The sequence below is a fragment of the Kitasatospora sp. NPDC051705 genome, assembly GCF_044453265.1.
GTDB lineage: Bacteria > Actinomycetota > Actinomycetes > Streptomycetales > Streptomycetaceae > Kitasatospora.
The window spans coordinates 42409-67667 of record NZ_JBITCO010000028.1; the positions used below are offsets into that span (position 1 = coordinate 42409).

At 73.5% G+C, this 25259-nt stretch carries 26 protein-coding genes and 1 riboswitch; of the genes, 18 read left to right on the top strand and 8 right to left on the bottom strand.

Annotated elements, in window-relative coordinates:
* Positions 1 to 71: 71 nt before the first annotated feature.
* From ACIA8Q_RS27765 to ACIA8Q_RS27775, 3 genes are all read left to right on the top strand, one after another.
* Positions 72 to 1040, top strand: coding sequence for an alpha-ketoacid dehydrogenase subunit beta (locus ACIA8Q_RS27765; RefSeq protein ID WP_360212051.1), 969 nt, complete (start codon positions 72 to 74; stop codon positions 1038 to 1040).
* The gene (locus tag ACIA8Q_RS27770) at positions 1040 to 2347 is read left to right on the top strand and encodes a dihydrolipoamide acetyltransferase family protein (RefSeq protein WP_396317897.1); all 1308 of its coding nucleotides are present in this window, start codon (positions 1040 to 1042) and stop codon (positions 2345 to 2347) included. The genes ACIA8Q_RS27765 and ACIA8Q_RS27770 overlap by 1 nt, the downstream gene beginning before the upstream one ends.
* A 265-nt stretch (positions 2348 to 2612) precedes the next feature.
* Positions 2613 to 4319, top strand: coding sequence for a globin domain-containing protein (locus ACIA8Q_RS27775; protein WP_396317887.1), 1707 nt, complete (start codon positions 2613 to 2615; stop codon positions 4317 to 4319).
* Between the two features lie 54 nt (positions 4320 to 4373).
* Here ACIA8Q_RS27775 and ACIA8Q_RS27780 read toward each other — a convergent pair whose 3' ends face one another.
* A complete protein-coding gene (locus ACIA8Q_RS27780) occupies positions 4374 to 4916 on the bottom strand; it encodes an NUDIX domain-containing protein (protein WP_360211995.1) in 543 nt (180 codons plus the stop codon).
* Between the two features lie 218 nt (positions 4917 to 5134).
* Here ACIA8Q_RS27780 and ACIA8Q_RS27785 point away from each other — a divergent pair, with 218 nt between their 5' ends.
* Positions 5135 to 5560 carry an SsgA family sporulation/cell division regulator gene (locus ACIA8Q_RS27785; RefSeq protein WP_360211993.1) on the top strand — a complete coding sequence of 142 codons (426 nt, stop codon included), beginning with the start codon at positions 5135 to 5137 and terminating at the stop codon, positions 5558 to 5560.
* Between the two features lie 89 nt (positions 5561 to 5649).
* On the opposite strand, the gene ACIA8Q_RS27790 is transcribed toward ACIA8Q_RS27785, so the two are convergent.
* Positions 5650 to 6030, bottom strand: coding sequence for a phage holin family protein (locus tag ACIA8Q_RS27790; RefSeq protein ID WP_360211992.1), 381 nt, complete (start codon positions 6028 to 6030; stop codon positions 5650 to 5652).
* 164 nt (positions 6031 to 6194) lie between these two features.
* On the opposite strand from ACIA8Q_RS27790, the gene ACIA8Q_RS27795 reads away from it, so the two are divergent.
* The 4 genes from ACIA8Q_RS27795 (at position 6195) to thiC (ending at position 9861) form a co-directional block, all read left to right on the top strand.
* Entirely contained in the window at positions 6195 to 6512 is a 318-nt protein-coding gene (locus ACIA8Q_RS27795; RefSeq protein ID WP_387905055.1) for a cupin domain-containing protein, read from the top strand.
* 92 nt (positions 6513 to 6604) lie between these two features.
* Positions 6605 to 7273 carry a thiaminase II gene (tenA, locus tag ACIA8Q_RS27800; RefSeq protein ID WP_360211988.1) on the top strand — a complete coding sequence of 223 codons (669 nt, stop codon included), beginning with the start codon at positions 6605 to 6607 and terminating at the stop codon, positions 7271 to 7273.
* A gap of 250 nt (positions 7274 to 7523) precedes the next feature.
* Positions 7524 to 7724: a DUF5326 family protein gene (locus ACIA8Q_RS27805; RefSeq protein ID WP_360211986.1), complete on the top strand. Its 201-nt coding sequence runs from the start codon at positions 7524 to 7526 to the stop codon at positions 7722 to 7724.
* 173 nt (positions 7725 to 7897) lie between these two features.
* Positions 7898 to 8033, top strand: a riboswitch (TPP riboswitch).
* Complete coding sequence (gene thiC / locus ACIA8Q_RS27810) at positions 8029 to 9861, top strand: phosphomethylpyrimidine synthase ThiC (protein ID WP_360211984.1); 1833 nt, start codon at positions 8029 to 8031, stop codon at positions 9859 to 9861. Its footprint overlaps the riboswitch before it by 5 nt.
* A gap of 112 nt (positions 9862 to 9973) precedes the next feature.
* Here the strand turns inward: thiC and ACIA8Q_RS27815 are convergent, their stop codons facing one another.
* On the bottom strand, positions 9974 to 10408 hold the full coding sequence (locus ACIA8Q_RS27815) for a hypothetical protein (RefSeq protein ID WP_360211982.1): 435 nt from the start codon (positions 10406 to 10408) through the stop codon (positions 9974 to 9976).
* A 429-nt stretch (positions 10409 to 10837) separates the two neighbouring features.
* On the opposite strand from ACIA8Q_RS27815, the gene ACIA8Q_RS27820 reads away from it, so the two are divergent.
* Positions 10838 to 11206, top strand: coding sequence for an ice-binding family protein (locus ACIA8Q_RS27820; protein WP_396317898.1), 369 nt, complete (start codon positions 10838 to 10840; stop codon positions 11204 to 11206).
* 14 nt (positions 11207 to 11220) lie between these two features.
* Complete coding sequence (locus ACIA8Q_RS27825) at positions 11221 to 12633, top strand: ice-binding family protein (protein WP_396317899.1); 1413 nt, start codon at positions 11221 to 11223, stop codon at positions 12631 to 12633.
* A 381-nt stretch (positions 12634 to 13014) separates the two neighbouring features.
* Here ACIA8Q_RS27825 and ACIA8Q_RS27830 read toward each other — a convergent pair whose 3' ends face one another.
* The 3 genes from ACIA8Q_RS27830 to ACIA8Q_RS27840 all read right to left on the bottom strand — a co-directional run bounded on the left by ACIA8Q_RS27830 (position 13015) and on the right by ACIA8Q_RS27840 (position 16630).
* Positions 13015 to 13875, bottom strand: coding sequence for a hypothetical protein (locus ACIA8Q_RS27830; RefSeq protein ID WP_360211976.1), 861 nt, complete (start codon positions 13873 to 13875; stop codon positions 13015 to 13017).
* A gap of 251 nt (positions 13876 to 14126) precedes the next feature.
* The gene (locus tag ACIA8Q_RS27835) at positions 14127 to 15359 is read right to left on the bottom strand and encodes a metallophosphoesterase (protein ID WP_360211974.1); all 1233 of its coding nucleotides are present in this window, start codon (positions 15357 to 15359) and stop codon (positions 14127 to 14129) included.
* A gap of 113 nt (positions 15360 to 15472) precedes the next feature.
* Entirely contained in the window at positions 15473 to 16630 is a 1158-nt protein-coding gene (locus ACIA8Q_RS27840) for a LacI family DNA-binding transcriptional regulator (RefSeq protein WP_078859964.1), read from the bottom strand.
* A gap of 334 nt (positions 16631 to 16964) precedes the next feature.
* Here ACIA8Q_RS27840 and hisC point away from each other — a divergent pair, with 334 nt between their 5' ends.
* The 5 genes from hisC (at position 16965) to ACIA8Q_RS27865 (ending at position 22558) form a co-directional block, all read left to right on the top strand.
* Positions 16965 to 18044 (top strand): histidinol-phosphate transaminase, encoded by a 1080-nt coding sequence (gene hisC, locus ACIA8Q_RS27845; RefSeq protein ID WP_360211972.1) that lies wholly within the window; start codon positions 16965 to 16967, stop codon positions 18042 to 18044.
* A gap of 351 nt (positions 18045 to 18395) precedes the next feature.
* A complete protein-coding gene (locus ACIA8Q_RS27850; RefSeq protein ID WP_360211970.1) occupies positions 18396 to 19817 on the top strand; it encodes a biotin/lipoyl-binding protein in 1422 nt (473 codons plus the stop codon).
* 2 nt (positions 19818 to 19819) lie between these two features.
* Entirely contained in the window at positions 19820 to 20623 is an 804-nt protein-coding gene (locus tag ACIA8Q_RS27855; protein ID WP_360211968.1) for an ABC transporter ATP-binding protein, read from the top strand.
* A complete protein-coding gene (locus ACIA8Q_RS27860; RefSeq protein WP_360211966.1) occupies positions 20620 to 21840 on the top strand; it encodes an ABC transporter permease in 1221 nt (406 codons plus the stop codon). The genes ACIA8Q_RS27855 and ACIA8Q_RS27860 overlap by 4 nt, the downstream gene beginning before the upstream one ends.
* A 7-nt stretch (positions 21841 to 21847) precedes the next feature.
* Complete coding sequence (locus tag ACIA8Q_RS27865; protein WP_360211964.1) at positions 21848 to 22558, top strand: hypothetical protein; 711 nt, start codon at positions 21848 to 21850, stop codon at positions 22556 to 22558.
* A 61-nt stretch (positions 22559 to 22619) separates the two neighbouring features.
* On the opposite strand, the gene ACIA8Q_RS27870 is transcribed toward ACIA8Q_RS27865, so the two are convergent.
* A complete protein-coding gene (locus ACIA8Q_RS27870; protein ID WP_360211962.1) occupies positions 22620 to 22763 on the bottom strand; it encodes a hypothetical protein in 144 nt (47 codons plus the stop codon).
* Positions 22760 to 23122 carry an ATP-binding protein gene (locus ACIA8Q_RS27875; RefSeq protein ID WP_360211960.1) on the bottom strand — a complete coding sequence of 121 codons (363 nt, stop codon included), beginning with the start codon at positions 23120 to 23122 and terminating at the stop codon, positions 22760 to 22762. The genes ACIA8Q_RS27870 and ACIA8Q_RS27875 overlap by 4 nt, the downstream gene beginning before the upstream one ends.
* 313 nt (positions 23123 to 23435) lie before the next feature.
* Between ACIA8Q_RS27875 and ACIA8Q_RS27880 the strand changes: the two genes are divergently transcribed.
* The 3 genes from ACIA8Q_RS27880 (at position 23436) to ACIA8Q_RS27890 (ending at position 25117) form a co-directional block, all read left to right on the top strand.
* Positions 23436 to 24296, top strand: coding sequence for a helix-turn-helix transcriptional regulator (locus ACIA8Q_RS27880; RefSeq protein ID WP_360211958.1), 861 nt, complete (start codon positions 23436 to 23438; stop codon positions 24294 to 24296).
* Positions 24289 to 24480, top strand: coding sequence for a DUF397 domain-containing protein (locus tag ACIA8Q_RS27885; RefSeq protein ID WP_360211956.1), 192 nt, complete (start codon positions 24289 to 24291; stop codon positions 24478 to 24480). Before ACIA8Q_RS27880 ends, ACIA8Q_RS27885 begins: the two co-directional genes overlap by 8 nt.
* 163 nt (positions 24481 to 24643) lie before the next feature.
* Complete coding sequence (locus ACIA8Q_RS27890) at positions 24644 to 25117, top strand: carboxymuconolactone decarboxylase family protein (RefSeq protein ID WP_396317888.1); 474 nt, start codon at positions 24644 to 24646, stop codon at positions 25115 to 25117.
* The last annotated feature ends 142 nt before the right edge of the window (positions 25118 to 25259 follow it).

Below are 25259 nucleotides of genomic sequence, written 5' to 3' on the forward strand. Positions count from 1 at the left end.
CCTCCCACCCGTCGCCCGCCGCCCCGGCCCGGGCCGCCGCGGCCCGCCCCGCCGGTGCGCGCACCGCCACCATGGCGCAGGCGCTCAACGCCGCGCTGCGCGACGCCCTGCGCGAGGACCCGACGGTCCACGTGCTCGGCGAGGACGTCGGCGCGCTCGGCGGCGTCTTCCGGATCACCGACGGGCTGACCGCCGAGTTCGGCCCCGACCGCTGCCTGGACACCCCGCTGGCCGAGGCCGGCATCCTCGGCACGGCGATCGGCATGGCGATGTACGGGCTGCGCCCGGTGGTCGAGATGCAGTTCGACGCCTTCGCCTACCCGGCGCTGGAGCAGCTGTTCTCGCACGTCGCCAAGATGCGCAACCGCACCGGGGGCCGGCTCCCGCTGCCGATCACCGTCCGGATCCCGTACGGCGGCGGCATCGGCGGCGTCGAGCACCACAGCGACGCCTCCGAGGCGTACTACACCAGCACGCCCGGCCTGCACGTGGTCACGCCGGCCACGGTGGCCGACGCGTACGGGCTGCTGCGCGCCTCGATCGCCTCGGACGACCCGGTGGTCTTCCTGGAGCCCAAGCGGCTCTACTGGGGCAAGGACGGGTTCGATCCGGCGGTGCCGGTGGAGCCGGTCGGCCGGGCGGTCCTGCGCCGCCCCGGCACCTCCGCCGTGCTGATCACCTACGGCCCGTCGCTGCCGGTCTGCCTGGAGGCGGCCGAGACGGCGAAGGCCGAGGGCTGGGACCTCGCGGTGCTGGACCTGCGCACGCTGGTGCCGTTCGACGACGAGACGGTCTGCAAGGTGGTGCGCTCGCTCGGCCGGGCCGTGGTGGTGCACGAGGCGAGCGGCTTCGGCGGTACGGGTGCGGAGATCGCCGCCCGGGTCACCGAGCGCTGCTTCCACCACCTGGCGGCGCCCGTGCTGCGCGTGACGGGCTTCGACATCCCGTACCCGCCGCCGATGCTGGAGCACCACCACCTGCCCGGGGTGGACCGGATCCTGGACGCGGTCGCCCGGCTGCAGTGGGAGGACCGAGGATGATGCCCGTCGTGCGCGAGTTCAAGCTGCCCGACCTCGGTGAGGGTCTCACCGGGGCGGAGGTGGTGCGCTGGATGGTCGAGGTCGGCGAGGTGATCGCGGTCGACCAGCCGGTGGTGGAGGTGGAGACGGCCAAGGCCGTGGTGGAGGTGCCCTGCCCGTACGGCGGCGTGGTCACCGCCCGGTACGGCGAGCCCGGCGAGGAGATCGCCGTGGGCGCGCCGCTGGTGACGGTGGCGGTGGCTCCGTCGGACGGCCCGGTGCTGCCGGGGGAGCCGGCCGAGCAGGTGGAGCGGCCGCTGGTCGGGTACGGCGTGGCCGAGACCGGCAAGGGCGGTCGGCGGCGCCGGGTGGGGGTGCCGGCCGTGGGCGCCGCCGCCCCGGTCGCCGTGGCCACCGCCCCCGCCGTGCCGGCCCCCGCCCCCGTGCTGCGGTCCGGTCCGGTCGCGCCCGCGGTGGTGCCGGTGATCTCGCCGCTGGTGCGGCGGCTGGCCCGGGAGCAGGGGGTCGACCTGGCCGGGCTGACCGGCAGCGGCCCGGACGGGCTGATCATGCGGGCGGACGTCGACCGGGCGGTCGCGGCGAAGGTGGCGGCCCCGGCCGCGCCCGCGCCGGACGGGCGGGAGGAGGTCGTCCCGCTGCGCGGCCTGCGCAAGGCGGTGGCCGAGAAGCTCAGCCGCAGCCGTCGGGAGATCCCCGATGCGACCTGCTGGGTGGACGCGGACGCCACCGAACTGATGGCGCTGCGGCGGCAGTTGAATGCCACGCCGGGCCCGAAGGTGAGCGTGCTGGCGTTGCTGGCCCGGATCTGCACCGTCGCGCTGGGCCGCTTCCCGGAGCTCAACTCCAGCGTGACGGAGGACGGTTCGGCGATCGTGCGGCACTCCGCGGTGCACCTGGGCTTCGCCGCCCAGGGCGAGCGGGGCCTGGTGGTGCCGGTGGTGCGCGACGCCCACGCCCGGACGACCGAACAGCTCGGCGAGGAGCTCGGGCGGTTGACGGCTTCGGCCCGGGACGGCTCGCTCTCCCTGGCCGAGCTGACCGGTGGCACCTTCACCCTGAACAACTACGGGGTGTTCGGGGTGGACGGCTCCACCCCGATCCTCAACCACCCCGAGGCGGCGATGCTCGGGGTCGGCCGGATCATCGCCAAGCCCTGGGTGCACGAGGGGGAGTTGGCGGTGCGCGAGGTCGTGCAGCTGTCGTTCACCTTCGACCACCGGGTCTGCGACGGCGGCACCGCGGGCGGCTTCCTGCGGTTCGTCGCGGACTGCGTGGAGCGGCCGGGGACGCTGCTGCGGCAGCTCTGAGGTCGTCTCCAGGGGCGGGGCGGCTCTGTCGGGGAGCCGTTCCGGCAGGTCGGGACGCCCCGGGCGCGGACTCCGTGCCCGGGGCGTCCGGCCGTAGGTCGGGTGAGAGTAGCGCGTCCCCGGCCCGGGTGTCCGGGCTTCGCGCGATTTGTCGGATGAGCACTTCGGGCGTGCCACGCTGCCTAGGCGTCAACAGGGACAAGCCAGGTGGTGGCACAGGCCGGCCGGAGGCGAAACGATTCTCTTGGGTACTCGAAATGTTGCGGTGAAGTCCCGCAGAACACTTCTGGTCCGCACCGGGCACGGCGCGGGGGGAGCCGCCTCCGTCCCGGGCCTGCCGGAGCTCCCGCCCGACGCGACGGTGGCGCGGACGCCCGGGGACGTCCTCGGGCCGGCACAGGGGGCCGCGCCCGCGCAGGCGTACGGGCCGGCGCCGGCGGCTCGGTACGAACGGCCGCCGATGCCGCTCGACCCGCCCGACCTCCCGCCCCCGGCCGCGCCGGAGGCGCCGACGGCCGTCCTGCCGGTGCTGACGGCGCCGTCCGATCCCGGTCCGCCGACGGCCGTCCTGCCGCCGGTGGCCGCCGAGCCGGTGCGGCCGGCCGTGCCCGAACCGCCGGCCCGGCCGCCGGTCGTCCCCGCGCCGAGCTATCCGGAGCCGGTCGCCGCGCCGCCCGCCGCCGCCGCGTTCCAGCCGCTGTTCACCGATGCCCCCGGCCTCAACTGGGCCGGCCCGGGCGACAGCTGGAGCCAGGCCTGGGCCGTCCAGACGCTCGCCGAGGGCCGGCCGGCCGCCCTGCCCGACCCGGCGCACAACCACTCGGCCGCCGAACTCCCGCCCACCGCACGGGACGTCGAACTGATCCGGGCCAGCCTGGCGGTGGTCGAGCCGCTCGCCGACCGAGCCACCGCGCACTTCTACGCGCTGATCTTCCTGCACCACCCCGAGGTCCGGGCGCTCTTCCCGGCCGCCATGGACGTCCAGCGCGACCGTCTGTTCCGGGCGCTGCTGGCCGCCGCCCGCAACGCCGACGACCCGGAGGGCCTGCGCGTCTACCTGAGCGGGCTCGGCCGCGGCCACCGCCGGTACGGCACCCTGACCGGGCACTACGGGCCGGTGGGCGAGTGCCTGGTGCAGGCGCTGGCCAGGTACGCGGGCGGCCGCTGGGACGCCGAGACCGAGCTGGCCTGGCGCCGGGTCTACCGGCTGGTGTCGTCGATCATGATCGAGGCCGCCGAGGAGGCCGCCCGCACCTCGCCGCCGTGGTGGCAGGGCGAGGTGGTCCGGCACGAACGCCGCACCCGGGACGTCGCGGTGATCACCGTCCGCCCCGACCAGGCCTACCCGTACCGGGCCGGGCAGTACACCAGCCTGGAGACGCCCTGGTGGCCCCGGGTGTGGCGGCACTTCTCGTTCGCCTCCGCCCCCCGCCCGGACGGCCTGCTGACCTTCCACGTCAAGGCCGTCCAGGCGGGCTGGGTGAGCAACGCCCTGGTGCACCGGGCGGCGCCCGGCGACGTCCTGCGGCTCGGCCCGGCGGCCGGCTCGATGACCGTCGACCACGGCGCCGGGGCGGACCTGCTCTGCCTGGGCGGCGGCACCGGCATCGCGCCGATCCGCGCCCTGGTCGAGGAGGTCGCCGAGCGCGGTACGCCGGTGCGCAGCATGGACGTCTTCTACGGCGCCCGACGCGCGGCGGACCTCTACGAGCTGGACGGGTTGGAGGAGCTGGCCCGCCGGCACCCGTGGCTCACGGTGCGGCCGGTGCTCTCCGGCAGCGGGCCGTCCGGTGGCGCGATGACCGGCGAACTGCCCGAGGTGGTCGGCCGGTTCGGGCCGTGGACCGGTCGGCAGGCCTTCCTCAGCGGGCCGCCCGCGATGGTCCGGCGGGGCGTCGGGGTGCTGCTGCGGTCGGGCGTCGCGGCCGAGTGGATCCGGCACGACCTGGTCGGCGACCTCGCGGCGGGTTGAACGGACGGGAGCACGGACCGCCGAACGGGCCGGACGCCCGGCGGACCGGGAGCCCTAGCCCAGATCGGGTGCCAGCAGCGCGCGGACGCCCTCGATGTTGGCCGCCAGGTACGCCCGGAGCCGTGGCGGGACGACGTTGACGGAGGTCACGCCCTCGCGGGTGAACGGCAGCCGCACCACCTGGTACTCGCCGTTGGGCTCGTCCACCTCGGGCCCGTGCCGCCGGTCGAGGTCCATCGAGGCGAGCCGGCAGACGAAGAAGTGCTGCACCTTGACCCCGTGCGGGTGGAGCAGCGTGCCGTCGTCGTGGTGGGTGTGGCTGATGGTGTCGACGAAGGCGGGCACCACGTCGGTGATCTTGCCGCCGAGCTCCTCGTCCACCTCGCGGTGCAGCGCCTCGACCACCGTGCGGTCACCGCGTTCGACGCCGCCGCCGGGGGTGATCCAGTACGGGTGCGGCGAGCCCGGCCGGACCCGCCGGATCAGCACGATCGAGGCCGGGCCGTACGGGTCGGCCGGGTCGAGCTCCAGCAGGATCGCCCGCGCGGTGCGTTTGACCACCGGGCGGGGCGGCGGGATTCGGTTGGCGGGGCCCATGGCGACCTCCGGGGCGGGAGCGTTGTGCGGGAGTCTCCCGCGGGGCGGTCCGGGCGAAACCCGTCCGAACCGGTCGGTCCGCCCGAATGCCGCACGATCCGCCCGGTCGCCGTGCTCCCCGGCCCGGCGTCCCGGCGACACGTCAGCGAACCGCACGGCCGGCGGCCGGCGGACCGGCCGCACCCCACCGGCCGAGCAGAAGGAGAGGTACCGGCGCCATGCAGCAGAGCACCGTCCAGGCCCACCTCGAGATGAGCCTCGTCGTCTCGCGCGAGCTCTCCCTCCGCGTCCTGGCGGACCTGGAGTACCGGGCCGCCGACCCGTACGCCGTCCGCCTGACCTTCCACCTGTCCGGCGACGACCCGGTCACCTGGGTGTTCGCGCGCGGGCTGCTGCTGCACGGCCTCGGCCGCCCGTGCGGCGAGGGGGACGTCCGCGTCCACCCCGCCGACGGTGACCCGGACGAGCTCCGCATCGTGCTGCGCTCGCCGGAGGGCGCCGCCGTGCTGCGGGCCGCCGTGGCGCCGGTGCTCGCCTTCCTGGCGGGCACCGAACGGCTGGTGCCGACCGGCCGGGAGACGGCCGGGCGGGAGCTCGACGCCCAGCTCGCGGCCATCCTCGGCGGACGCGAGAACGCGGGCTGAGCGGCCCGCCGGGCCGGCACCGGGAACGAGAGGGGCCCGCGCCCGGGCCGTCACCCGGGTGCGGGCCCCTCGGGGGCCGGTGGAGGGGCTCAGTCGTCGTCCAGGGCCAGGTGCAGGCCCCAGGAGACCAGGCTGATGATCAGCGCACCGAGCAGCGCGGGAACGAAGCCGGTGACGTTGAAGTCCAGTTCCAGCTTCCCCGACGCCCAGGAGGTCAGCCAGAGCATCAGGGCGTTGATCACGAAGGTGATCAGGCCCAGCGTGAGGATGAACAGCGGGAACGAGAACAGCTTGACCAGCGGCTTGATGAGGAAGTTGACCAGGCCGAAGACCAGTGCGACGGCGAGCACCGTCAGCGTCTTGTGCTGCCAGTCGGCCTTGCCGTCGGCGAGTTGGATACCGGTGACGATCCAGGCGGCGACCCAGATGGCCACCGCGTTGATCAGTGTCTTGATGACGAAACCCTTCATGGCGCCCAAGAGTGGCAGGCCCCGAGGCCCGGGGGGAAGCTCCCCCGGCGTGCCTCCCCGCTCCCGGTGCCCCGCCCGGCGCCTCCCCGCGGACGGCCGGCGCCGCCTCCGGTGGTGTTGAATGCGAGCGACCCCACCACGGACGGACGAGGGAGGACGGCGGCGTGAAGCTGTTCCGGTTGGACGAGCTGGACGCCGAACGCGCGGCCAACGACGGTGCCTACCTGCGGTTCCTGCGCGAACCGCGGATGTCCGCGGGGCTCTACGCGCTCGCCCCCGGAGCGACCGACCCGCAGACCGCGCACGACCAGGACGAGATCTACCAGGTGATCAGCGGCCGCGCCGAACTGACCGTCGGCGCCGAGACCGCCACCGTCGCGCGCGGCACCGTCGTCTACGTCCCGGCCGGCACCCCGCACCGCTTCCACCACGTCACCGAGGAACTCCGGGTGCTGGTGGTGTTCTCGCCGCCGGAGGCCTGAGCCGGCCGGCCGCCGCTCCGGGCCCGCCCCGGCCACCGGCTCCGGCGACCGGCCCCGGCGGTGATCCACGGGGCACGCCTTAGGGTCGGGGCATGAGCATGAGCCTGACGGAAGAACTCTGGGCGGCCATCGAGCCGGTGTACGCCGAGATCCTCGCCCACCCCTTCATCGGCGGCCTCACCGACGGCACCCTGCCGCGCGCCGCCTTCCGCCACTTCGTCGTCCAGGACTCGCACTACCTGCGCGACTACGCCCGGGCGCTCGCGGTCTGCGCCGCCAAGGCGCCCGGCGAGGCGGACGTGCGGGCCTTCGCCGACGACGCGGTCGGCGCGCTGGCCGCGGAGCAGGGCATGCACGCCGAGTTCATGACGGCCTTCGGCGACAGCGCCGAACAGGCCGCCGCCGAGCCGGTGCTGCCCACCACCCGGGCCTACACCAGCTACCTGCTGGCCACCGTCTACGGCGGCTCCTTCGCCGAGGCGGTCGGCGCGGTGCTGCCCTGCTACTGGATCTACGCCCGGGTCGGGGAGGCGCTGCTCGCCCAGGGCTCGCCCGATCCGCTGTACGCCAAGTGGATCGCCACGTACGGCGACGAGGCCTTCCAGTCCGTGGTGCGCCGGGTGCTGGCGCTCACCGACCGGCTCGGCGAGGAGGTGTCCCCGGCCGAACGGCGCCGCGTGGTCGAGCACTTCGTCACCACCTCGCGGTACGAGTGGATGTTCTGGGACGCGGCCTGGCGCGGGGAGCGCTGGCCGGTCTGACGGCCGGCCGGACCGCGGCCCGGGCCTTCCGGGGCCGCTCCCGGGGGGCTCCTCCGGGGGCCTGTCCGGGAGTCCTCCCCGGGCCCTGACCAGGGTTTCCCCGGTCTCCGGGTCGGGGTGATCTCCGGGTTCTCTCCGGGCTGCGGGCCCTCGTTCCGGCACCCCGGCCCCCGTACGATCGAAGTACCGAAAGCAAGCGGGAGACGGCACCGGACAGGCAGCCGACCCCACGGGGAGAGAAGGAACGGACATGGCTGAGCTCTGGAAGTCGCTGCCCTCCTGGGTGCGCAACATCGTCATCCCGGTGCTGGTCCTGGTGCTGCTCTGGAACGTCGTGGGATTCGTCTTCGGCGTCGTGGGCGCCCTGCTGGCGATCGTGATCAAGGTGCTGGTGGTGGTCGGCATCGCCGCCGCCGTGGTGGTCCTGGTCAAGAAGGCCGCCAAGGGCTGAGACCGGCACCCCCGAGGCCCGGTACCCCGCGCGGGGTACCGGGCCTCCGGCGTTCCCGGCCGCCGCGCGCCCGGGGGCCCGGTCCGCCGGTCCCGCCCCGCCGTCCGTGGACCCCCTCTGGACCTGCGGCGATCGGCTCGCTACGGTGTTGGGCGTCATGTGCAGGCAACACCGCCTGTGGACGCGGGAGCTCGGAGCACCGGGCTGAGAGGACGCTGACCGGACCGTCGACGGACGGACCGACGGCTGCGTCGACCGCAGGAACCTGGACCGGGTAATGCCGGCGTAGGGAGTATGAGGTCAGATGACCACGTTCGACGCACAGCCGAAGTCTGCCCGCAGCACCGACGCCGACGGCTCCGCCGTCACCAGCGCGGGCACCGGCTACCCCACCCCGGCCTGGCGCAAGGCCTACCGCGAGGGGTCCCGGCCCGATCTGCGGGTCCCGTACCGCGAGGTGCAGCTCACCAACGGCCGGACCGTCCCGCTGTACGACACCTCCGGCCCGTACACCGACGCCGCCTACGAGCCCGACGTGCGGCGCGGCCTGCCCGCCCTGCGCGACTCCTGGATCCGCCAGCGCGGCGACGTCGAGGAGTACGACGGCCGGGAGGCGCGCCCCGAGGACGACGGCATCAAGCACACCTCGCCGCGCGGCGGGAACCTGCGCAACCTCGACGCCGTCTTCCCCGGCCGCCCGCGCCGTCCGCTGCGCGGCCGCGGAGGTGCCGCCGTCACCCAACTCGCCTATGCCAAGCGGGGGGTGATCACCCCGGAGATGGAGTTCGTGGCACTGCGCGAGGGGCTGGCGCCCGAGTACGTGCGCGACGAGGTGGCCCGCGGCCGGGCCGTCATCCCGGTGAACGTGAACCACCCCGAGGTGGAGCCGGCGATCATCGGCACCAACTTCCTGGTGAAGATCAACGCCAACATCGGCAACTCCGCCGTCACCTCCTCGATCGAGGAGGAGGTGGAGAAGATGACCTGGGCCACCCGCTGGGGCGCCGACACCGTCATGGACCTCTCCACCGGCCGCAACATCCACACCACCCGCGAGTGGATCCTGCGCAACTCCCCCGTGCCGATCGGCACGGTGCCGCTCTACCAGGCCCTGGAGAAGGTCGACGGCAGGGCCGAGGAGCTCAGCTGGGAGGTGTACCGGGACACCGTCATCGAGCAGTGCGAGCAGGGCGTCGACTACATGACCGTCCACGCCGGCGTGCTGCTGCGGTACGTCCCGCTGACCGCCCGCCGCAAGACCGGCATCGTCTCGCGCGGCGGCTCGATCATGGCCGCCTGGTGCCTGGCGCACCACCAGGAGAACTTCCTCTACACGAACTTCGAGGAGCTCTGCGACATCCTCGCGGCCTACGACGTCACCTTCTCGCTGGGCGACGGCCTGCGCCCGGGCTCCATCGCCGACGCCAACGACGAGGCGCAGTTCGCCGAGCTGCAGACCCTCGGCGAGCTCGGCCGGATCGCCCGCGAGCGCGACGTCCAGGTGATGATCGAGGGCCCCGGCCACGTCCCGATGAACAAGATCCGGGAGAACATGGATCTCCAGAAGGAGATCTGCGACGAGGCGCCGTTCTACACGCTCGGCCCGCTCACCACCGACGTCGCTCCCGGCTACGACCACATCACCTCGGGCATCGGCGCCGCGATGATCGCCTGGTGGGGCACCGCGATGCTCTGCTACGTCACGCCCAAGGAGCACCTGGGCCTGCCCAACCGCGACGACGTCAAGACCGGCGTGATCACCTACAAGATCGCCGCCCACGCCGCCGACCTCGCCAAGGGCCACCCCGGTGCCCAGGCCTGGGACGACGCGCTCTCGGACGCCCGCTTCGAGTTCCGCTGGGAGGACCAGTTCAACCTGGCCCTCGACCCGGAGACGGCCCGCGAGTTCCACGACGAGACCCTTCCCGCCGAGCCGGCCAAGACCGCGCACTTCTGCTCCATGTGCGGCCCGAAGTTCTGCTCGATGAAGATCTCCCAGAAGATCCGCGACGAGCACGGCGACGGCTCCACCGCCGTCGCCAGCGGGTTCGACGCCGAGGCGCTGGCCGGCATGCAGGCCAAGTCCGAGGAGTTCGCGGCCCAGGGCAACCGGGTCTACCTCCCGCTGGCGGACTGACTGACGGTGGGTGTCGGGGCGCTGCGCCGGGATCCCTGAAGGGGCCGTCCGGTGCGGCGCCCGCGAACGTCCGGGCCTGCAGGGGGAATCCCGTGGATCGCCCGAGTGTGCGTCAGAGCCCGAGGATCTCGCGGATGAGCCCGAGTTTGCGCTCCGGGGAGAGGTTCTGGGGGCGGCCGGCGAGCAGGTCGTTCAGGACCGTGGGGACGTCGGAGCCGTCGGGGGCCTGGACGGCGTCGATGACCTGACAGCGGAGGCCGCCGTCCCGGACGAACACCCACACCTCGTGGTCCTTCCGCGGCTCGCCGTTCTCCGTCGGGGAGAGCCGCCAGGCCGGGAACCAGCCGAGCCCCTCTTCGGCGAGGCGGTCGGCGAGTTCTTCCAGGACGTACTTGCCGAGTCTTCGGTAGCCGACTTCCGCGCGCAGTTCACCGAGGGTGACCCTGAGCAGGCCGCCTGCGGCGCGGCAGCGCTCGGCCACCGTGCCGGCGCCCCCGGCGGCCGCAGTGGGGGGAGCCTCTTCCTGCAGATTCGTTAGGTCGTTCATGATCGGGCCAACGATTGGGATCACGGGGCGATACGTGATTCACCGGCCTGGGCGCGGACAAGAGGAAAAAACGGTACTGCTATGGCGCTGGCGGCGCCCTGGACAGCCGACGGCGTCCAGTGGGGGCAGCTCATCATTTAGTACGTAGACGAACGGAGCTGTGGAATGGGGGTCATTCCCCGATCGGCTCTGGTGCGTCACTCCGTTGCATCTTTATGACTCTCTTCTTTCCATGTTGTTGTTGCACGGTGTAGTGAGTCGGTGACTATTCATCACCTGCCGTGGTCGGCCCTCGCCCTCGAAAGCCCTCCGACATGAGCGCGTGGACGTGAGGCCCGGCCGGAAGCACCAGCGGCGCTCCGCATGCCCTCTTCGGGTGACGGGGTTCAACGGCGACAAGAAAGGTACTGTCCTATGGCAGTCGATGCCATGTTGTCCGCTCCACCGGGACGAGGGCGCAGACGCGCTCGACTCGCGGGGGCGTCCGTCCTGCTGTCCGGACTGACGTTGCTCGCGACGGCCGGCCTGTTCCCCAACCCCGCGCACGCCGCAACGGCACCAGTGGGGCTGGGGACTGACACCAGCTACGCGGTCCTGGCGGGCTCGACCGTCACCAACACCGGCCCCAGTGACATCTACGGCGATCTCGGTCTCTTCCCGGGCACCAGCGTCACGGGCTTCCCGCCCGGAGCCGTGCACGGGGTCCAGCACGTCAACGACGCCCAGGCGGCGCAGGCCCAGTCCGACCCGTCATCGCCTACAACGACGCCGCCGGCCGGGCCCCCACGGCCATCCTGACCTCGCCCGGCGACATCGGTGGGCTGACGCTGACACCCGGGGTCTACAAGGCGAGTTCGTCGCTGAACCTCACCGGTACCGTCACCCTCGACGCGATGGGCGACCCGAACGCCGTCTTCATCTTCCAGATCGGCTCCACCCTCATCACGGCTCCGTCGAGCGTCGTCAGCCTGGTCAACGGAGCACAGCCCTGCAACGTGTTCTGGCAGATCGGCAGCTCCGCCACCATCGACGTCGACTCCTTCTTCAAGGGCAACATCCTGGCCCTCACGTCCATCAGCGTGAACCACGCCTCGGTGATCGAAGGCCGCGCCCTGGCACGCAACGGCGCCGTCACTCTGGACGACAACACCATCACGAGAGCGGCCTGCGCCGTCGGCCCGCCCGGACCGAGTGGTCCGCCCGGACCGAGCGGGCCGCCCGGACCGAGCGGGCCCGCCGGTCCTCCCGGTTCCCCGGGGTCACCCGGTCCCAACGGTGCTCCGGGTGTGGCGGGTTCCCCGGGTGCTCCGGGTGCTCCCGGCCCCAACGGCGCCCCCGGCGCCAACGGTTCGCCCGGCGCCCCGGGTGCTCCCGGCCCCAACGGGGCCCCTGGTGCGCCCGGCGCCCCCGGCGCCCCCGGCCCCAATGGTGCTCCGGGTGTGGCGGGTTCCCCGGGTGCTCCGGGTGCTCCCGGCCCCAACGGCGCCCCGGGCGCCCCTGGTGCCCCTGGTGCCCCCGGATCCCCCGGCGCACCCGGGCCCAATGGTGCTCCCGGCGCACCCGGGCCCAATGGTGCTCCCGGAGCCCCCGGTGCCAACGGTTCGCCGGGTGCCAATGGCTCGCCGGGTGCCAACGGTTCGCCGGGTGCCAATGGTTCGCCGGGTGCCAATGGTTCGCCGGGTGCCAACGGTTCGCCGGGTGCCAACGGTTCGCCGGGTGCCAATGGCTCGCCGGGTGCCAATGGCTCGCCGGGTGCCAACGGTTCGCCGGGTGCCAATGGTTCGCCCGGCCCGGCTGGCCCGGCTGGCCCGGCTGGCCCGGCTGGCCCGGCAGGCCCTTCCGGTCCGGCAGGCCCGGCCGGTCCGCCCCAGTCTCCGGGCGGGCACGGTGGTCACGAACAGGGGGATCACGGGCACGGCCAAGGCGGTCACGACAACGTTCCGACCGGCCACGGCAACGGCAACGGCGGTCACGAGCAGGGTGATCAGGGGCACGGCCAAGGCGGTCACGGCAACGTTCCGGCCGACCACGGCAACGGCAACGGCGGTCATGAGCAGGGTGTGCCGGTCGTGCGTCCGCACGAGTCGGGACAAGCGCTCGCTGCCACCGGCTCCGGCAAGTCGATCGTCATGGCGGTCGGCTCGGCGGCCGCCGTCCTCCTGGGAGGTTCGATCCTCATCCTCGTCAAGCGCAGCGGACGAGCCGCAGCTCGGCGTCGGCACTAGCCCTCGCAGGGACGGTCGTCGAGCGTTCGGAGCGGGTCCACTTCCCACCGACGGACTGTGCATCGAATGACGGGCGCTGCTCCCCGAGGCCCACGGCCTTCGGGGGAGCAGCGCCCCGTCGCGTTCCGGTCCCAGCCGGTCCGTCGCACCGCCCCGGGCGGTCCGCCACCTCCCGGGGTGTTCTGTCGGGGCGGTCCCGTCGGGGCGCGCGGCCGCCGGTGGGCTCGCTCCGACGGGCGGGGGAACGCCTCGACCGGTTGCCCGGCCCGCGCGTGCGCGTCGGCGACGGCGTACGCGGTGCCCCGGCCGGGTCGGGGGACAGCGGCCGACCGGTGCCCGGTCGGGCCCGGGGGCGTCCTCGGGCCGGTGCGCGTCCCCGGCTCAGGGGACGTCGTCGGGGCTGGTGAAGGAGGGCGAGCTGTAGCCGGGCCCGGTGAAGTCGGGGGTGGTGAAAGCGGGGCGCGGGCCGGGGACGCCCGGGTCGCCGCTGCCGTCGGGGCCGGGGCTGGTGAACGAGGGGGAGCTGTAGCCGGGCCCGGTGAAGTCGGGGCTGCTGAACTCGGGCCGGACGCCGGGCCCGCCCGCGGCGGGGGCGGCGGGCACGGCCGGCAGGCCGGCGTGCAGGTAGGGCAGCAGGCCGCGGTCGCGCAGCGCGGTGCGCCACTCCCGGCGGGCGTCGGCGAGTTCGGCGGCGAGTTCCGGGTCGGTGCCGGCCGGGGCCGCTCCGGCGCCGTCCCGCACGGCGGTGAGGACCAGCCCGATGATGCCGACGGCCATCGCGGCGACGCCGGCGGCGAGGGCGATCCAGCCCGCGGTGAGCAGGGAGCGGGCGAGCACGAGCTCCGGGTCGGCGGCGCGGAGCAGGTAGCCGATCAGCAGCAGGACGAGGGCGGCGGCCCAGGCGAGGATCGGGGTGAGCACGGTGAGGACGGGGAAGAGCCCGGCGCCGCCGTCGGCGGAGCGCAGCTGGGTGAGCAGTCCGGGGGCGGTGGGCTCGGTGCCCTCGGGGACGGGCGGGGTGGCGCGCAGGTCGTCGCGCAGCCGGGTGTAGTGCGCGTACTCGGTGCCGGCGGCCGCGGCGATGGTGTCGGCGTCGCGCAGGGCACGGACGCGGAGCTGGTCGGTGGTGAGCGCGCCGGGGGCGCGCAGGGCGGTGAGGACGGTGCGGTCGCGCAGGGCTTCGGCGAGGAGGCGCTCGTATTCCGGGCGGTCCTCGGCGAGCAGTGGCGGGGGGTTGTTCATGGGGACCCCGTTCGTGCGGACCCCGTTCGCTCCGCCCCGGGGGCCGCGGGGGCCGTCCGGGACGCCGGAACGGGCGCGGAGGCGGGCCGCCGGACGGGCGGCCGGGTGTGGTGTGCCTCATGGTAGGGGCGGGCGCGGCCGTGCTGACAGTCGGTTTCCGGAATTTCGCGCCCCGGGCCGCGCGCACGCGGCGGCCCGGGCGCCGGGAACAGGTGTTCCCGGCGGGGCCCGGAAGCCTCCCGGCGGAGTGGTCAGTTGACGGGCAGTCGGGCGACGAGCAGGCGCCCTTCCATGGTGACGCCGCCGTCCATGGCCACCGCGAGGTCGTCCGCGTAGACGTAGGGTCCGGGGATGTGCGGGGGCTGGCCGTCGTCGGCGTGCACGGCGCCGGTGAGGTACGGGATGGGGCTGTGGCCGTGCACGATGCGGGTGCCGCCGTAGGTGTCGAGCAGCTCGTGGACGGCGGTCGGCCCGGCGTCGCCGCGGAAGGCGAAGCGCTTGGTGAAGCGGCGGAAGCAGTCCCACCACTCGTCGACGCCCTCGTCCGCGAGCAGGCTGTGGACGGCGTCGTTGACGTCGGGGATGGACTCGCCGTACTCCAGGTACGCGGTGGTGTCGGAGTGCAGCAGCAGGTGGCCGTCCTCCAGCGCGATGGCGGGGAGCCGGGAGAGCCAGCTGATGTGGTGCGCCTCGAGGCGTTCGAGGTCGTGCTGCTGGCCGCCGTTGAGGCGCCAGGCGGCGAGGAAGGAGGCCGTGCCGGCGGTGGACTGGACGGGTTCGTCGCCGTACCTGGCGGCGCCGAGGAAGAGCAGTTCGTGATTGCCCATCAGGGCGCGGCAGTAGCCGCCGGCGGCGGCGGCCTCGGCGGCGAGCTGCATGACGAGGTCGATGACGCCGATGCCGTCGGGGCCGCGGTCGGTGAAGTCGCCGAGGAACCAGATCCGGGAGCGGCCGGCGGACCAGTGGCCGTCGGCGTCGATGATGCCCTGGTGGCGCAGCTCGGCGCGGAGTTCCTCCAGGTAGCCGTGCACGTCGCCGACGACGTAGAGCGGGCCGGGGGGCTCGCCGGGGCCGGGGGCCGGGTACGGGTAGCTGGGGGCGGAGGGGTCGGGCAGCGGCGGGCCGAGCTCGATGGTCGGCGGGTCGTCGCGGCCGGGCAGCTGGAGGGCCGGGGAGGGCTGGTCGGGCAGGGTCGGCTCGTAGCCGGGGTGGTCCTGGTGGGCGAAGGCCTGGGCGTGTTCCTGGCCGTGCTCCTGGGCGTGCACGGTGTGGCCGTGGCCCTGTCCGTCGTCGGGCCAGTGCTGTTCCAGGTAGCGGGCGCCGCCGTAGCCGCTGTAGGTCTCCGCGTCGTACGGCGTGCCCGGGTAGCCGGTGGCCGGCTCCGGTTCGTAGTAGGTGCCGTACGGCAGCACGTCGAGGTCCGGCTGGTGGCGGGGGCCTGAGTCGGGGTGTTCAGGCCCGGGGAAGCGGTCCTCGGGTGTCATCCGCCCATCATAGGAAGACCACTCTCCCGGCGTCGTCACCTGGTGGGTATCCAATCCTCCGGAGCGTCAGCCGGGCCGCCCGCATGGTCCGTTTTGTCCCGGCTCGTTATGGTCTAGACCTCGCCCGGGGGCCGGGGCGGGCTGACCGTGGTGCGCGGGCTCCGGCGCTGGGAGGACGCGCGGACGATCAGCTCGGTCGGCATCAGGGTGCCCGGGGGCGGGCCCGTCCCGGCGGTGCGGAACCGCGGCGGGAAGAGCCGGGCGATGTCGACGCCGGTGCCGGAGTCGACACCCTCGATCGCGTCGATGAGCAGGTTGACGACGGTGGTGCCGATCCGGCGGGGCTTGAGCGAGAGCGTGGTGATGGGCGGCTCGGTGGCGGCGTAGACGTCGCTCTCGCTGCAGCAGACCAGCAGCAGGTCGTCCGGGACGCGCAGGCCGTAGCGGCGGGCGGCGGCGAGCAGGTCGGTGCCGTTGGGGTCGAACAGTCCGTAGACGGCGTCGGGCCGGTCGGGGCGGGCGAGCAGCCGGTCGGCGGCGACGGCGCCCGCGGCCGGGTCGTGCGCGGGGTACGCCTCGTAGACCGGCTCCTGGCCGACCTTGGCGCACCAGCCGAGGTAGGCCTCGGTGGAGAGCCGGGTGTAGGTGTCGGTGCTGGTGCCGGTGAGCAGGCCGATGCGGCGGGCGCCGGCCTCGGAGAGGTGGTCGAGGATGCCGAGGACGGCGGCCTCGTGGTCGTTGTCGACCCAGGCGGTGACCGGGCAGTTGCCGGGCTTGCCGTCGCTGACGACCGGGACGCCGGACCGGTACAGCTCGCTGACCAGCGGGTCCTGGTCGGGCGGGTCGATCACCACGGTGCCGTCGAGGGCGATGTTCCCCCAGACGTCGTGCCGGGAGGAGGCGGGCAGCACCACCAGCGCGTAGCCGCGGCCGAGCGCCGCGCTGGTGGCGGCCCGGGCCATCTCGGCGAAGTACGCGAACTCGGTGAAGGTGAAGGGTTCCTCGCCGTAGGTCGTGACGGTCAGGCCGATCAGGCCGGACCGCCCGGTGCGCAGGGTGCGGGCGGCCGCCGAGGGGCGGTAGCCGAGGCGCTCGGCGACCTCGCGCACCCGGCTGCGGGTCTCGTCGGGCAGGCGGCCCTTGCCGTTCAGCGCGTCGGAGACGGTGGTGATCGACACTCCGGCGGCTGCTGCCACATCCCGGATGCCGGCCCGCTCCAGACGCCGCGAGGTGGTGGGACGCCGACCGCTCTGGTTGGCTGCTGCTGTCATGGCGGACCGATCGTATGGCTCCTGACAAGGGTCTGTGACCGGCGCATCGGGAGCCCTTGGAGATACGTTTCTCCTCGAGTGAGCCGGGGTGCGCTCCTTCGATACCCGTACGAAACCAGCCGTCTTACCTCTGACATGTGCCAAAGGAACCCGGCAGAATGGCTGATCTGCGCCCATCGGCCGACCGGGCATCTCACCCCTACGGGTGAGCGCGGTCGGTATCGTTCAAGGCACCCGACCGGGGTGGTCCGGGCGCGTTCCGAGATCCCGGGGCACGGTGGCGATCCCACCGGTGACGGGCGAGCGCACCGGAGAGAGAAGAAGGAGTACGACCGTGAGCAGTGGTACGTCAGCGCAGGGCCCGCGGCTGCGGCCGACCCTCGACGGCATCCCCACCTACAAGCCCGGCAAGCCGGCCGGCGCCGACGCCTACAAGCTGTCCTCGAACGAGAACCCGTACCCGCCGCTGCCCGGCGTGCTGGAGGCGGCGGTCGCGGCGGCCGGCTCGTTCAACCGCTACCCCGACATGGCCGTCACCGGGCTGACCGAGGTGCTCGCCGAGCGCTTCGGCGTGCCCGCCGAGCACATCGCCACCGGCACCGGCTCGGTCGGTGTCGCCCAGTCGCTGATCCTCGCCACGGCCGGCCCCGGCGACGAGGTCATGTTCGCCTGGCGCTCCTTCGAGGCGTACCCGATCATCACCCAGGTGGCCGGCGCCACCCCCGTCCCGGTGCCCATCACCGAGTCCGGTGACCACGACCTGGACGCGATGCTCGCCGCGATCACCCCGAACACCCGGCTGATCTTCGTCTGCAACCCCAACAACCCCACCGGCAACGTGATCCACCGCGCCGAGCTGGAGCGCTTCCTGGACGCCGTCCCGTCCGACGTCCTGGTGGTCGTCGACGAGGCGTACATCGAGTTCATCCGCGACCCCGAGGTGCCCAACGGCATCGACCTCTACCGGGACCGCCCGAACGTCTGCGTGCTGCGCACCTTCTCCAAGGCCTACGGCCTCGCCGGCATGCGGGTCGGCTTCGCGATCGCGCACGAGCCGGTGGCGAACGCGCTGCGCAAGACCGCCGTCCCGTTCGGCGTCAACCAGCTCGCCCAGGACGCGGCGGTCGCCTCGGTGCGCGCCGAGGCCGCGCTGATGGAGCGGGTGGACACCCTGGTCGAGGAGCGCACCCGGGTGGTCGCCGGGCTGCGCGCCCAGGGCTGGGACATCCCGGACTCGCAGGCCAACTTCGTCTGGCTGGGGCTCGGCGAGCGCTCTCAGGAGTTCGCCGTCGCGTGCGCCGAGGCGGGCGTGATCGTCCGGCCGTTCCCGGAGGGCGTGCGGGTCTCCATCGGCGAGACCGAGGGCAACTCGATCTTCCTCTCGGTGGCGGAGGCGTTCCGCAAGGCGCTCTGAACCGACGCCGTCACCGGCCCGCGGCGCCGTCACCGGCCCGCGGCGCCTTCACCGGCCCCCGGGGCCGGCAGCGACCCGCAGGGGCGCACCGCACGCGGTGCGCCCTTGCGGCGTTCCCGCGGACCGCCGGCCCCGCCTCGCGCCACCGGGCCCCGGGAGCAGGCGGCGACGCTGCCGGATGGCTGGGGATCACTGGGAGCCCGCTGGGAGTTCGGCCAACGACTGCCCACGCCGCGGCCAAGCGGCCCGCGTGATCCGGTCCTTGCGCCCGGAATGCCCGGATCCGGCCCACCAGTTTCCTCCCAGCCGGCGCCCAGGACTCCGCAAGAGCGCCCAGGAAAGCTGTCCGCCATGAAGGTGCTCCCGCGACGGCGAGGTGCCGTCCTCGTCAATTCCGCGCTCGGCGTGGCTCTGCTGGGCGGTGCCGCCCTGGTGTACGCCACCCTGAACGGCAACAGCAGCGCCGCCGCCGCCAAGGCCCCGGCCCGGACGGCCACCGTGTCCAAGGGAACGGTCCTGGCCACCGTGTCCGGAACCGGCACCCTGGTCTCGCCGACCGACGCGGCCCAGGACTTCGCCACCGGCGGCCGGCTCACCGCGGTCAAGGTCGCGATCGGGGACGCCGTGAAGAAGGGCCAGGTGCTCGCCACCGTCGACACCACGGCCGCCAAACAGCAGGTGGACGCCGCCCAGGCGGCCCTCACCACCGCCAACGCCAACCTCACCAAGGCCCAGGCCGGCGTCACCACCACGACCACCGTGCCGGTGACACCCACCGCCGCGACCACCACGGCCCCGGCCGCCCCGGCCGCCCCGGCCGGCGGCGGATCCGGAGGTTCCGGCGGCTCCGGCGAACGCGGGTCCGGATCCAACACCGTGCCCGCCCCGCAGACCACCACCGTCACCACCACCAAGGTCGACGACGCGGCCGTCGCCCAGGCGCAGCAGCAGGTCGCCACCGCGCAGACCAACCTCTCCAACGCCCAGGCCGCGCTGGCCGGCACCACCCTGACCGCCTCGGTGGACGGCACCGTCGCCGCCGTCTCGGCGAAGGTCGGCGACACCGTCGGCACCGGCGGCTCCAGCGGGTCCACCGCCGGCAGCTCCGGCTCGACGGCCAAGTCGAGCGGCAGCACCGCCTCGGGCGGCACGCCGAGCGGGTTCATCGTGCTGACCAACCCGACCGGGATGCAGGTCACCGCCAACTTCTCCGAGCTGGACTCGCTCAAGCTCAAGAAGGGCGAGGCGGCCACCGTCGCGCTGAACGCGCAGTCCGACACCAAGCTCAACGCGACCGTCCTGTCCGTCAGCTCGCTGCCCAGCAGCGGCTCCGGCAGCGCCGGCTCGTCGGCCGTCCAGTACGCCGCCACCCTGCAGATCACCGGCGACACCAGCACGCTGCGCACCGGCCTCAGCGCCACCGTCCAGGTGATCACCGGCGAGGCGGACAACGCGCTGTCGCTGCCCACCGCCGCGCTCTCCGGCACCGGCACCAGCCGCACCGCGACCGTGGTCCACCAGGACGCCTCCACCGAGCGGGTCTCCGTCGGCGTCGGCGTCGAGGGCGACACCACCGTCCAGGTCGTCTCCGGCCTGAAGGAGGGCGACCGGGTCGAGCTGCCCACCACCAGCGGCGGCAACGGCTTCCCGAACGCCTCCTTCCCGGGCGCCGGCGGCCAGGGCGGCCGCGGCGGCGCCGGTGCCGGTGTGGCGGGCGTCGGCGGCGGTGGCGGTACCGGCGGCGGCGGAGCCGGCCGGGGCGGCAGGGGCTGAGCATGCGTCACGTCATCGACAAGCGCGTCCCGGCGGCGCCGCCACCGGTCATCCAGCTGCGCAGCATCACCAAGGCGTACGGGCACGGCGACGCCGTCGTGCACGCCCTGCACGGCCCGGAGGACCCGGAGACCGGCGGCCCGCTCGGTGTCAGCCTCGACATCCACCAGGGCGACTACGTCGCCGTGATGGGCAGCTCCGGCTCCGGCAAGTCCACCATGATGAACATCCTCGGCTGCCTGGACGTCCCGACCGGCGGCCGGTACCTGCTGGACGGCATCGACGTCGGCCACCTCGACGAGGGCCAGCTCGCGCTGGTCCGCAACCGCAAGATCGGCTTCGTCTTCCAGTCCTTCAACCTGATCCCGCGCACCACCGCGCTCGCCCAGGTGGAGCTGCCGCTCGCCTACGCCGGCGTCCGGGCCGCCGAGCGGCGCCGCAGGGCGCTGGCCGCGCTCTCCCTGGTCGGCCTCGCCGAGCGCGCCGGGCACAAGCCCAACCAGCTCTCCGGCGGTCAGCAGCAGCGCGTGGCGGTCGCCCGGGCGCTGGTCACCGCGCCCGCGATGCTGCTCGCCGACGAACCCACCGGGAACCTGGACAGCCGCTCCACCGAGGAGGTCCTCGGCCTCGTCGACGCGCTGAACACCACCGGCCGCACCGTCGTCCTGATCACCCACGAGGACGAGGTCGCCCGGCACGCCAAGCGGGTGCTCCGGCTGGTCGACGGCCGGATCGTCAGCGACGTCCGGCAGGCCCCGGTGGACGGGCCGCCGCCGATGCTGCACGGAGTGGGGGTGCCGGCGTGATCCTCTGGCAGATGCTCCGCTTCGCCGTCGGCGGCCTGGGCGCCAACAAGGTGCGCTCGGCGCTCACCATGCTCGGGGTGCTGATCGGTGTCGCCTCCGTGATCCTGCTGCTGGCCGTCGGCAACGGCTCGTCGGTGGCGGTCAAGGAGTCGATCACCTCGCTCGGCACCAACTCGCTCACCGTCAGCTCCGGTTCGGCGGTCGGCGGGGCGCGCGGCGCCGCCGCCTCCGCGGTCAAGAAGCTCACCGTCGACGACGCCAAGGCGCTGGCCACCGACGCCGACGCCGCCGCCTCGATCAAGTCGGTCGCCCCCGTGGTGACCACCAGCGGCACCGCGCTGTACGGGGACATCTCGTACAGCCCCGGCTCGATCGTCGGCACCTACCCGGCGTACTTCGAGACCGCCAACCAGAAGGTCGCGCACGGCGAGTACTTCACGGACGACGACGTGCTCGGCTCGCGCAAGGTCGCGGTGCTCGGCGCCACCACCGCCAAGCAGCTGTTCGCGGGCGAGGACCCGGTCGGCAAGCGCATCGTCCTCGGCGGCACCCCGTTCACCGTGGTCGGCGTGCTGGCGGCCAAGGGCGGGACGGGCTTCACCGACCCGGACGACGTGGTCGTCGCCCCGCTGCCGACCGTGCAGAACGCCTTCACCGGCTTCGGCCCGGTCAGCCAGATCCTGGTGCAGGCCGCGTCCGCGGACAGCACCACCGCGGCCCAGTCCGAGATCACCCGGGTGCTGCTCGGCACCCACGCGATCACCGACCCGACCAAGGCCGACTTCCGGATCACCAGCCAGGCCTCACTGCTCACGGCCCGGGAGAGCACCACCAAGACCTTCACCGTGCTGCTCGGCGCGGTGGCGGCGATCTCGCTGCTCGTCGGCGGGATCGGGATCACCAACATCATGCTGGTGACGGTCACCGAGCGGACCAGGGAGATCGGCATCCGCAAGGCGCTCGGCGCCCCGCGGGCCGTCATCCTCGGACAGTTCCTGACCGAGTCCACCCTGTTGTCGGTGCTCGGCGCCGGCCTCGGAGTGGCCGCCGGCATCGCCGGCTCGCACTTCAGCATCGTCGGCATCAAGCCGGTGGTGATCCCCGAGTCCGTGCTCGGCGCGTTCGGCATCGCCGTCGCCATCGGGCTGTTCTTCGGCAGCTACCCCGCCAACCGGGCCGCGTCACTGCGGCCGATCGACGCCCTCCGGCACGAGTAGGGACCCCATGAGCAACGAGATCGCCACGGTGACCAGCAGCCCGGCCGAGCAGGTCGCCCTGCTCGCCACCCCGCCGGACGCCCGCGACGTCACCGCCGAGCTGGCCGCGCCGCCGCGCCGCAAGCTGCCCTGGCTGAGCCTGCTGCTGGCCGGCGGCGTGATCGCCAGCGGCGCCTTCGCGGGCGGGGTCTGGTACCAGCAGAACAACGGGACGACGAAGGGCTCGTCGCCGCGCGCCGCGGCGGCGGCCGGTGCGGCGGCCGGCGCCGCCGGGCAGCAGCGCGGGGCCGGTGCCGCGGGCGGCGGATACGGCCAGAACGGCCAGAACGCCGGCGGGCAGAACGGCGGCCGGCGGAGCGGCCAGGGCGGAGCCGCCGGCGGCCAGGGGCAGGGCCAGGGCGGGCAGGCGGGCTTCACCCGCGGCACGGTCAAGGCCGTCGACGGCACCACCGTCTACCTCACCGACGCCAACGGCAACACCGTCAAGATCACCACCGGCGACGCGACGAAGGTCCAGCTCAACAAGGAGGGCAAGGTCGCCGACCTGCTCCCCGGCCAGAGCGTGACCGTCGTCGGCACCCCCGACGCCAACGGTGGCTACACGGCCAGTCAGCTCGTCGAGGGCGCGGCCGGCGCCGCCGGAGGAGCCGGCGGCGGGTTCGGCGGCTTCGGCGGAGGCGGCGCGGGAGGGGGCAACCGGAACCCGTCCGGCGGCTGACCCGGCAGGCCGGACGACCGCGAGGCCCTCGCCCTTCCGGGGCGGGGGCCTCGACGCGTCCTCAGAGCAGCCCGTCCCGGTCGTCGTCCGGCCGCGGCAGCCGCAGCGTGGCGAGGACGCCGAGTGCCACGGTGGCGATCGCGAGCAGGAGGAGGACGGCGAGGACGGCGCCGACGAGGAGGTCCACCCCTCGGAGGTGGTTCACGCGGCGCGGTCCAGCTCGTACCAGACGCTCTTGCCGCGCTTCTGCGGGTCCACGCCCCAGCGGTGCGTCAGGCCCTCGACGAGCTGGAGGCCCCGGCCGGTCTCGGCGAGACCGGCCGGGGTCCTGGGCTGGGGGAGCGCGTCGCTCTCGTCGGAGACGACGACCCTGAGGGTGCCGCCGAGCAGCGAGAAGAGGACGACCGGAGCGGTGGTGGCCCCGTGCCGCCAGGCGTTCACGATCAGCTCGGCGAGGGCGAGTTCGGCGGCGAGGACGGTCTCGGAGTCCCAGCCCGATCGGGCGAGGGCGTCCCGCAGGGCCTGCCGGGCGAGGGTGAGGGAGGGGGAGTTACGGGTGCACACGGGAACCTCCGGGAGAGGTGAGGAGAGGAGAGGAGAGGGGAGGGGATGCGGTGGGGATGTCGCCGTGAGCCAGGCCAGGACGTCGGCTGGTTGCTCTTCGGTGCGCGGGCAGCACGCGCCTACTGCCAGGTGGATAGGCATCTCTGACGATCCGTCGGATCGCTCTGAAAACGACGATAGCGCACTCGCTCTTAAAATTAATCGGGATGCGGGAAGGTTCCTCCTCCCGTGGGATGCATGACCTCCCGCACCCGGATGGCTCCGCAGGCAGGCCGCGCGGCAGACTGGCCTCCGTATCCGCAGAGAGGACGCCATGGCACTTCGAACGCCAACCCTTCGTCAGCGCCGACTCGGTGCCGAACTGCGGAGGATGCGCGAGCAAGCAGGCCTCGGAGGCAGCCACCTGGCCCGTCTTCTCGGCGTCACCCCTGCCCTGGTGACCCAGATGGAGAACGGCAAGTCCGCCGTCGGTGCGGAGCGGCTGCGAGAGATCGCGGTCGCCTGCGCCTGCACCAATGAGCCATTGATCGCCGCGCTCATCGAGATGGCCTCAGAGCGGGGTGTCGGCTGGTGGGAGCAGTACAGCGACAGCCTCAGCGGGGACCTGCTCGATGTCGCCGCGATCGAAGCCCACGCCCGGAGGATCTTCACCTACTCGATCACCTTCGTGCCCGGGCTGCTCCAGACCCCGGCCTATGCCGCGTCGGTGTTCGCTCGTGCCATCCCTCCGCTCCCGAGCGCTGAGGTCGATCTCAGGACGGCCTTTCGTCTGCGCAGGCAGGAGGCCGCTCGCTCAGGAGAGGCGCCTTACACGGCGTACATCCACGAGGCGGCTCTCCGGATGCAGTTCAGCGGCCCGACGGTGCTCGCCGAGCAGCTCGGCGCCCTCATCGAAGACTCCGAGGGCCCGGGAATCTCGGTTCGAGTGGTGCCGTTCAGGATCGAATCGCTGCCCGGCCCCAGCGAGAACTTCGTCTACACCGAGGGAGCGGTGCCCGAGCTGGGCACGGTGCAGATCGACATCAGCTTCGGCTGCCCGCTCTTCGATGATCCGTCCGACCTCGCGAGCTACCGCGAGATCCTCGACCGGATGGCATCCGTGGCCCTCTCGGAAGAGGACTCGCGTGACTTCATCCGATCCATCAAGAAGGAGATAGAGGGCAATCATGGCTAGCCCGGCATGGCAGAAGTCCACTTACTCCGGTTCGAGCAACGCCTGCGTCGAGGTGTGCTCCGTCGACGATCTGATCGCACTCCGCGAGTCCGACGACGGCGGCGTCGTCATCCACACCACCCGGGCCCGCTTCGCCGCCCTCCTCCGGGCTGCGAAGGCCGGCGAGTACGACCGCCGCCCCTGACCTCCGGTAGCCGCGCGGGAAGTCGACCCCGCCGACTTCCCGCGCGGCGGATCGTCGACCTGCGGATCGCGGGTGGCACAGGTCACACCGGAGGGATGTCACGGACGGCCGGGCTGTCCTGTCCAAGTGGTCGACAGCGCACGACGACACCAGGGAGCACATCGTGGAAGCCCGACTGAACCCCTTCGCCAGCCCGCTGCTGGGCAAGGTCTACAAGCACCTCATCGCCGCGAACGCCGTGCTCGCGGAGTCGACCCTGCCGCTCGCCACCCAGGAGCTGGTGAAGCTGCGCGCCAGCCAGATCAACGGCTGCGGATTCTGCGTCGACATGCACTTCAAGGACGTCGTGCACGCGGGCGAGGAGGCGACCCGGCTGAACCTGGTCGCGGCCTGGCGCGAGGCGACCGTCTTCACCGAGGCCGAGCGCGCGGCGCTGGAGATCGCCGAACAGGGCACCCGCCTCGCGGACGGCACCGCCGGGGTCACCGACGAGGCGTGGGCGAACGCCGCCGAGCACTACGACGAGGAGCAGCTGGCGGCCCTGGTCGGCGTCCTCGCGGTGATCAACGCCTTCAACCGCGGCAACGTGGCCCTGCGGATGCCGGCCGGCAGCTACCGGCCCGGCCAGTTCGCCTGAGCACGCCCGGCCGGACGGGCCGGACCGGGACCGGGGGTTCCGGGAACGCCGTGGGAGGCGTTTCCGGAGCCCCCGTCCCGTGCGCACACCATCAAAGCTGCCCTTGAGGGGTTTCCCGTCCAAAAACCGACCGATAAGGTGT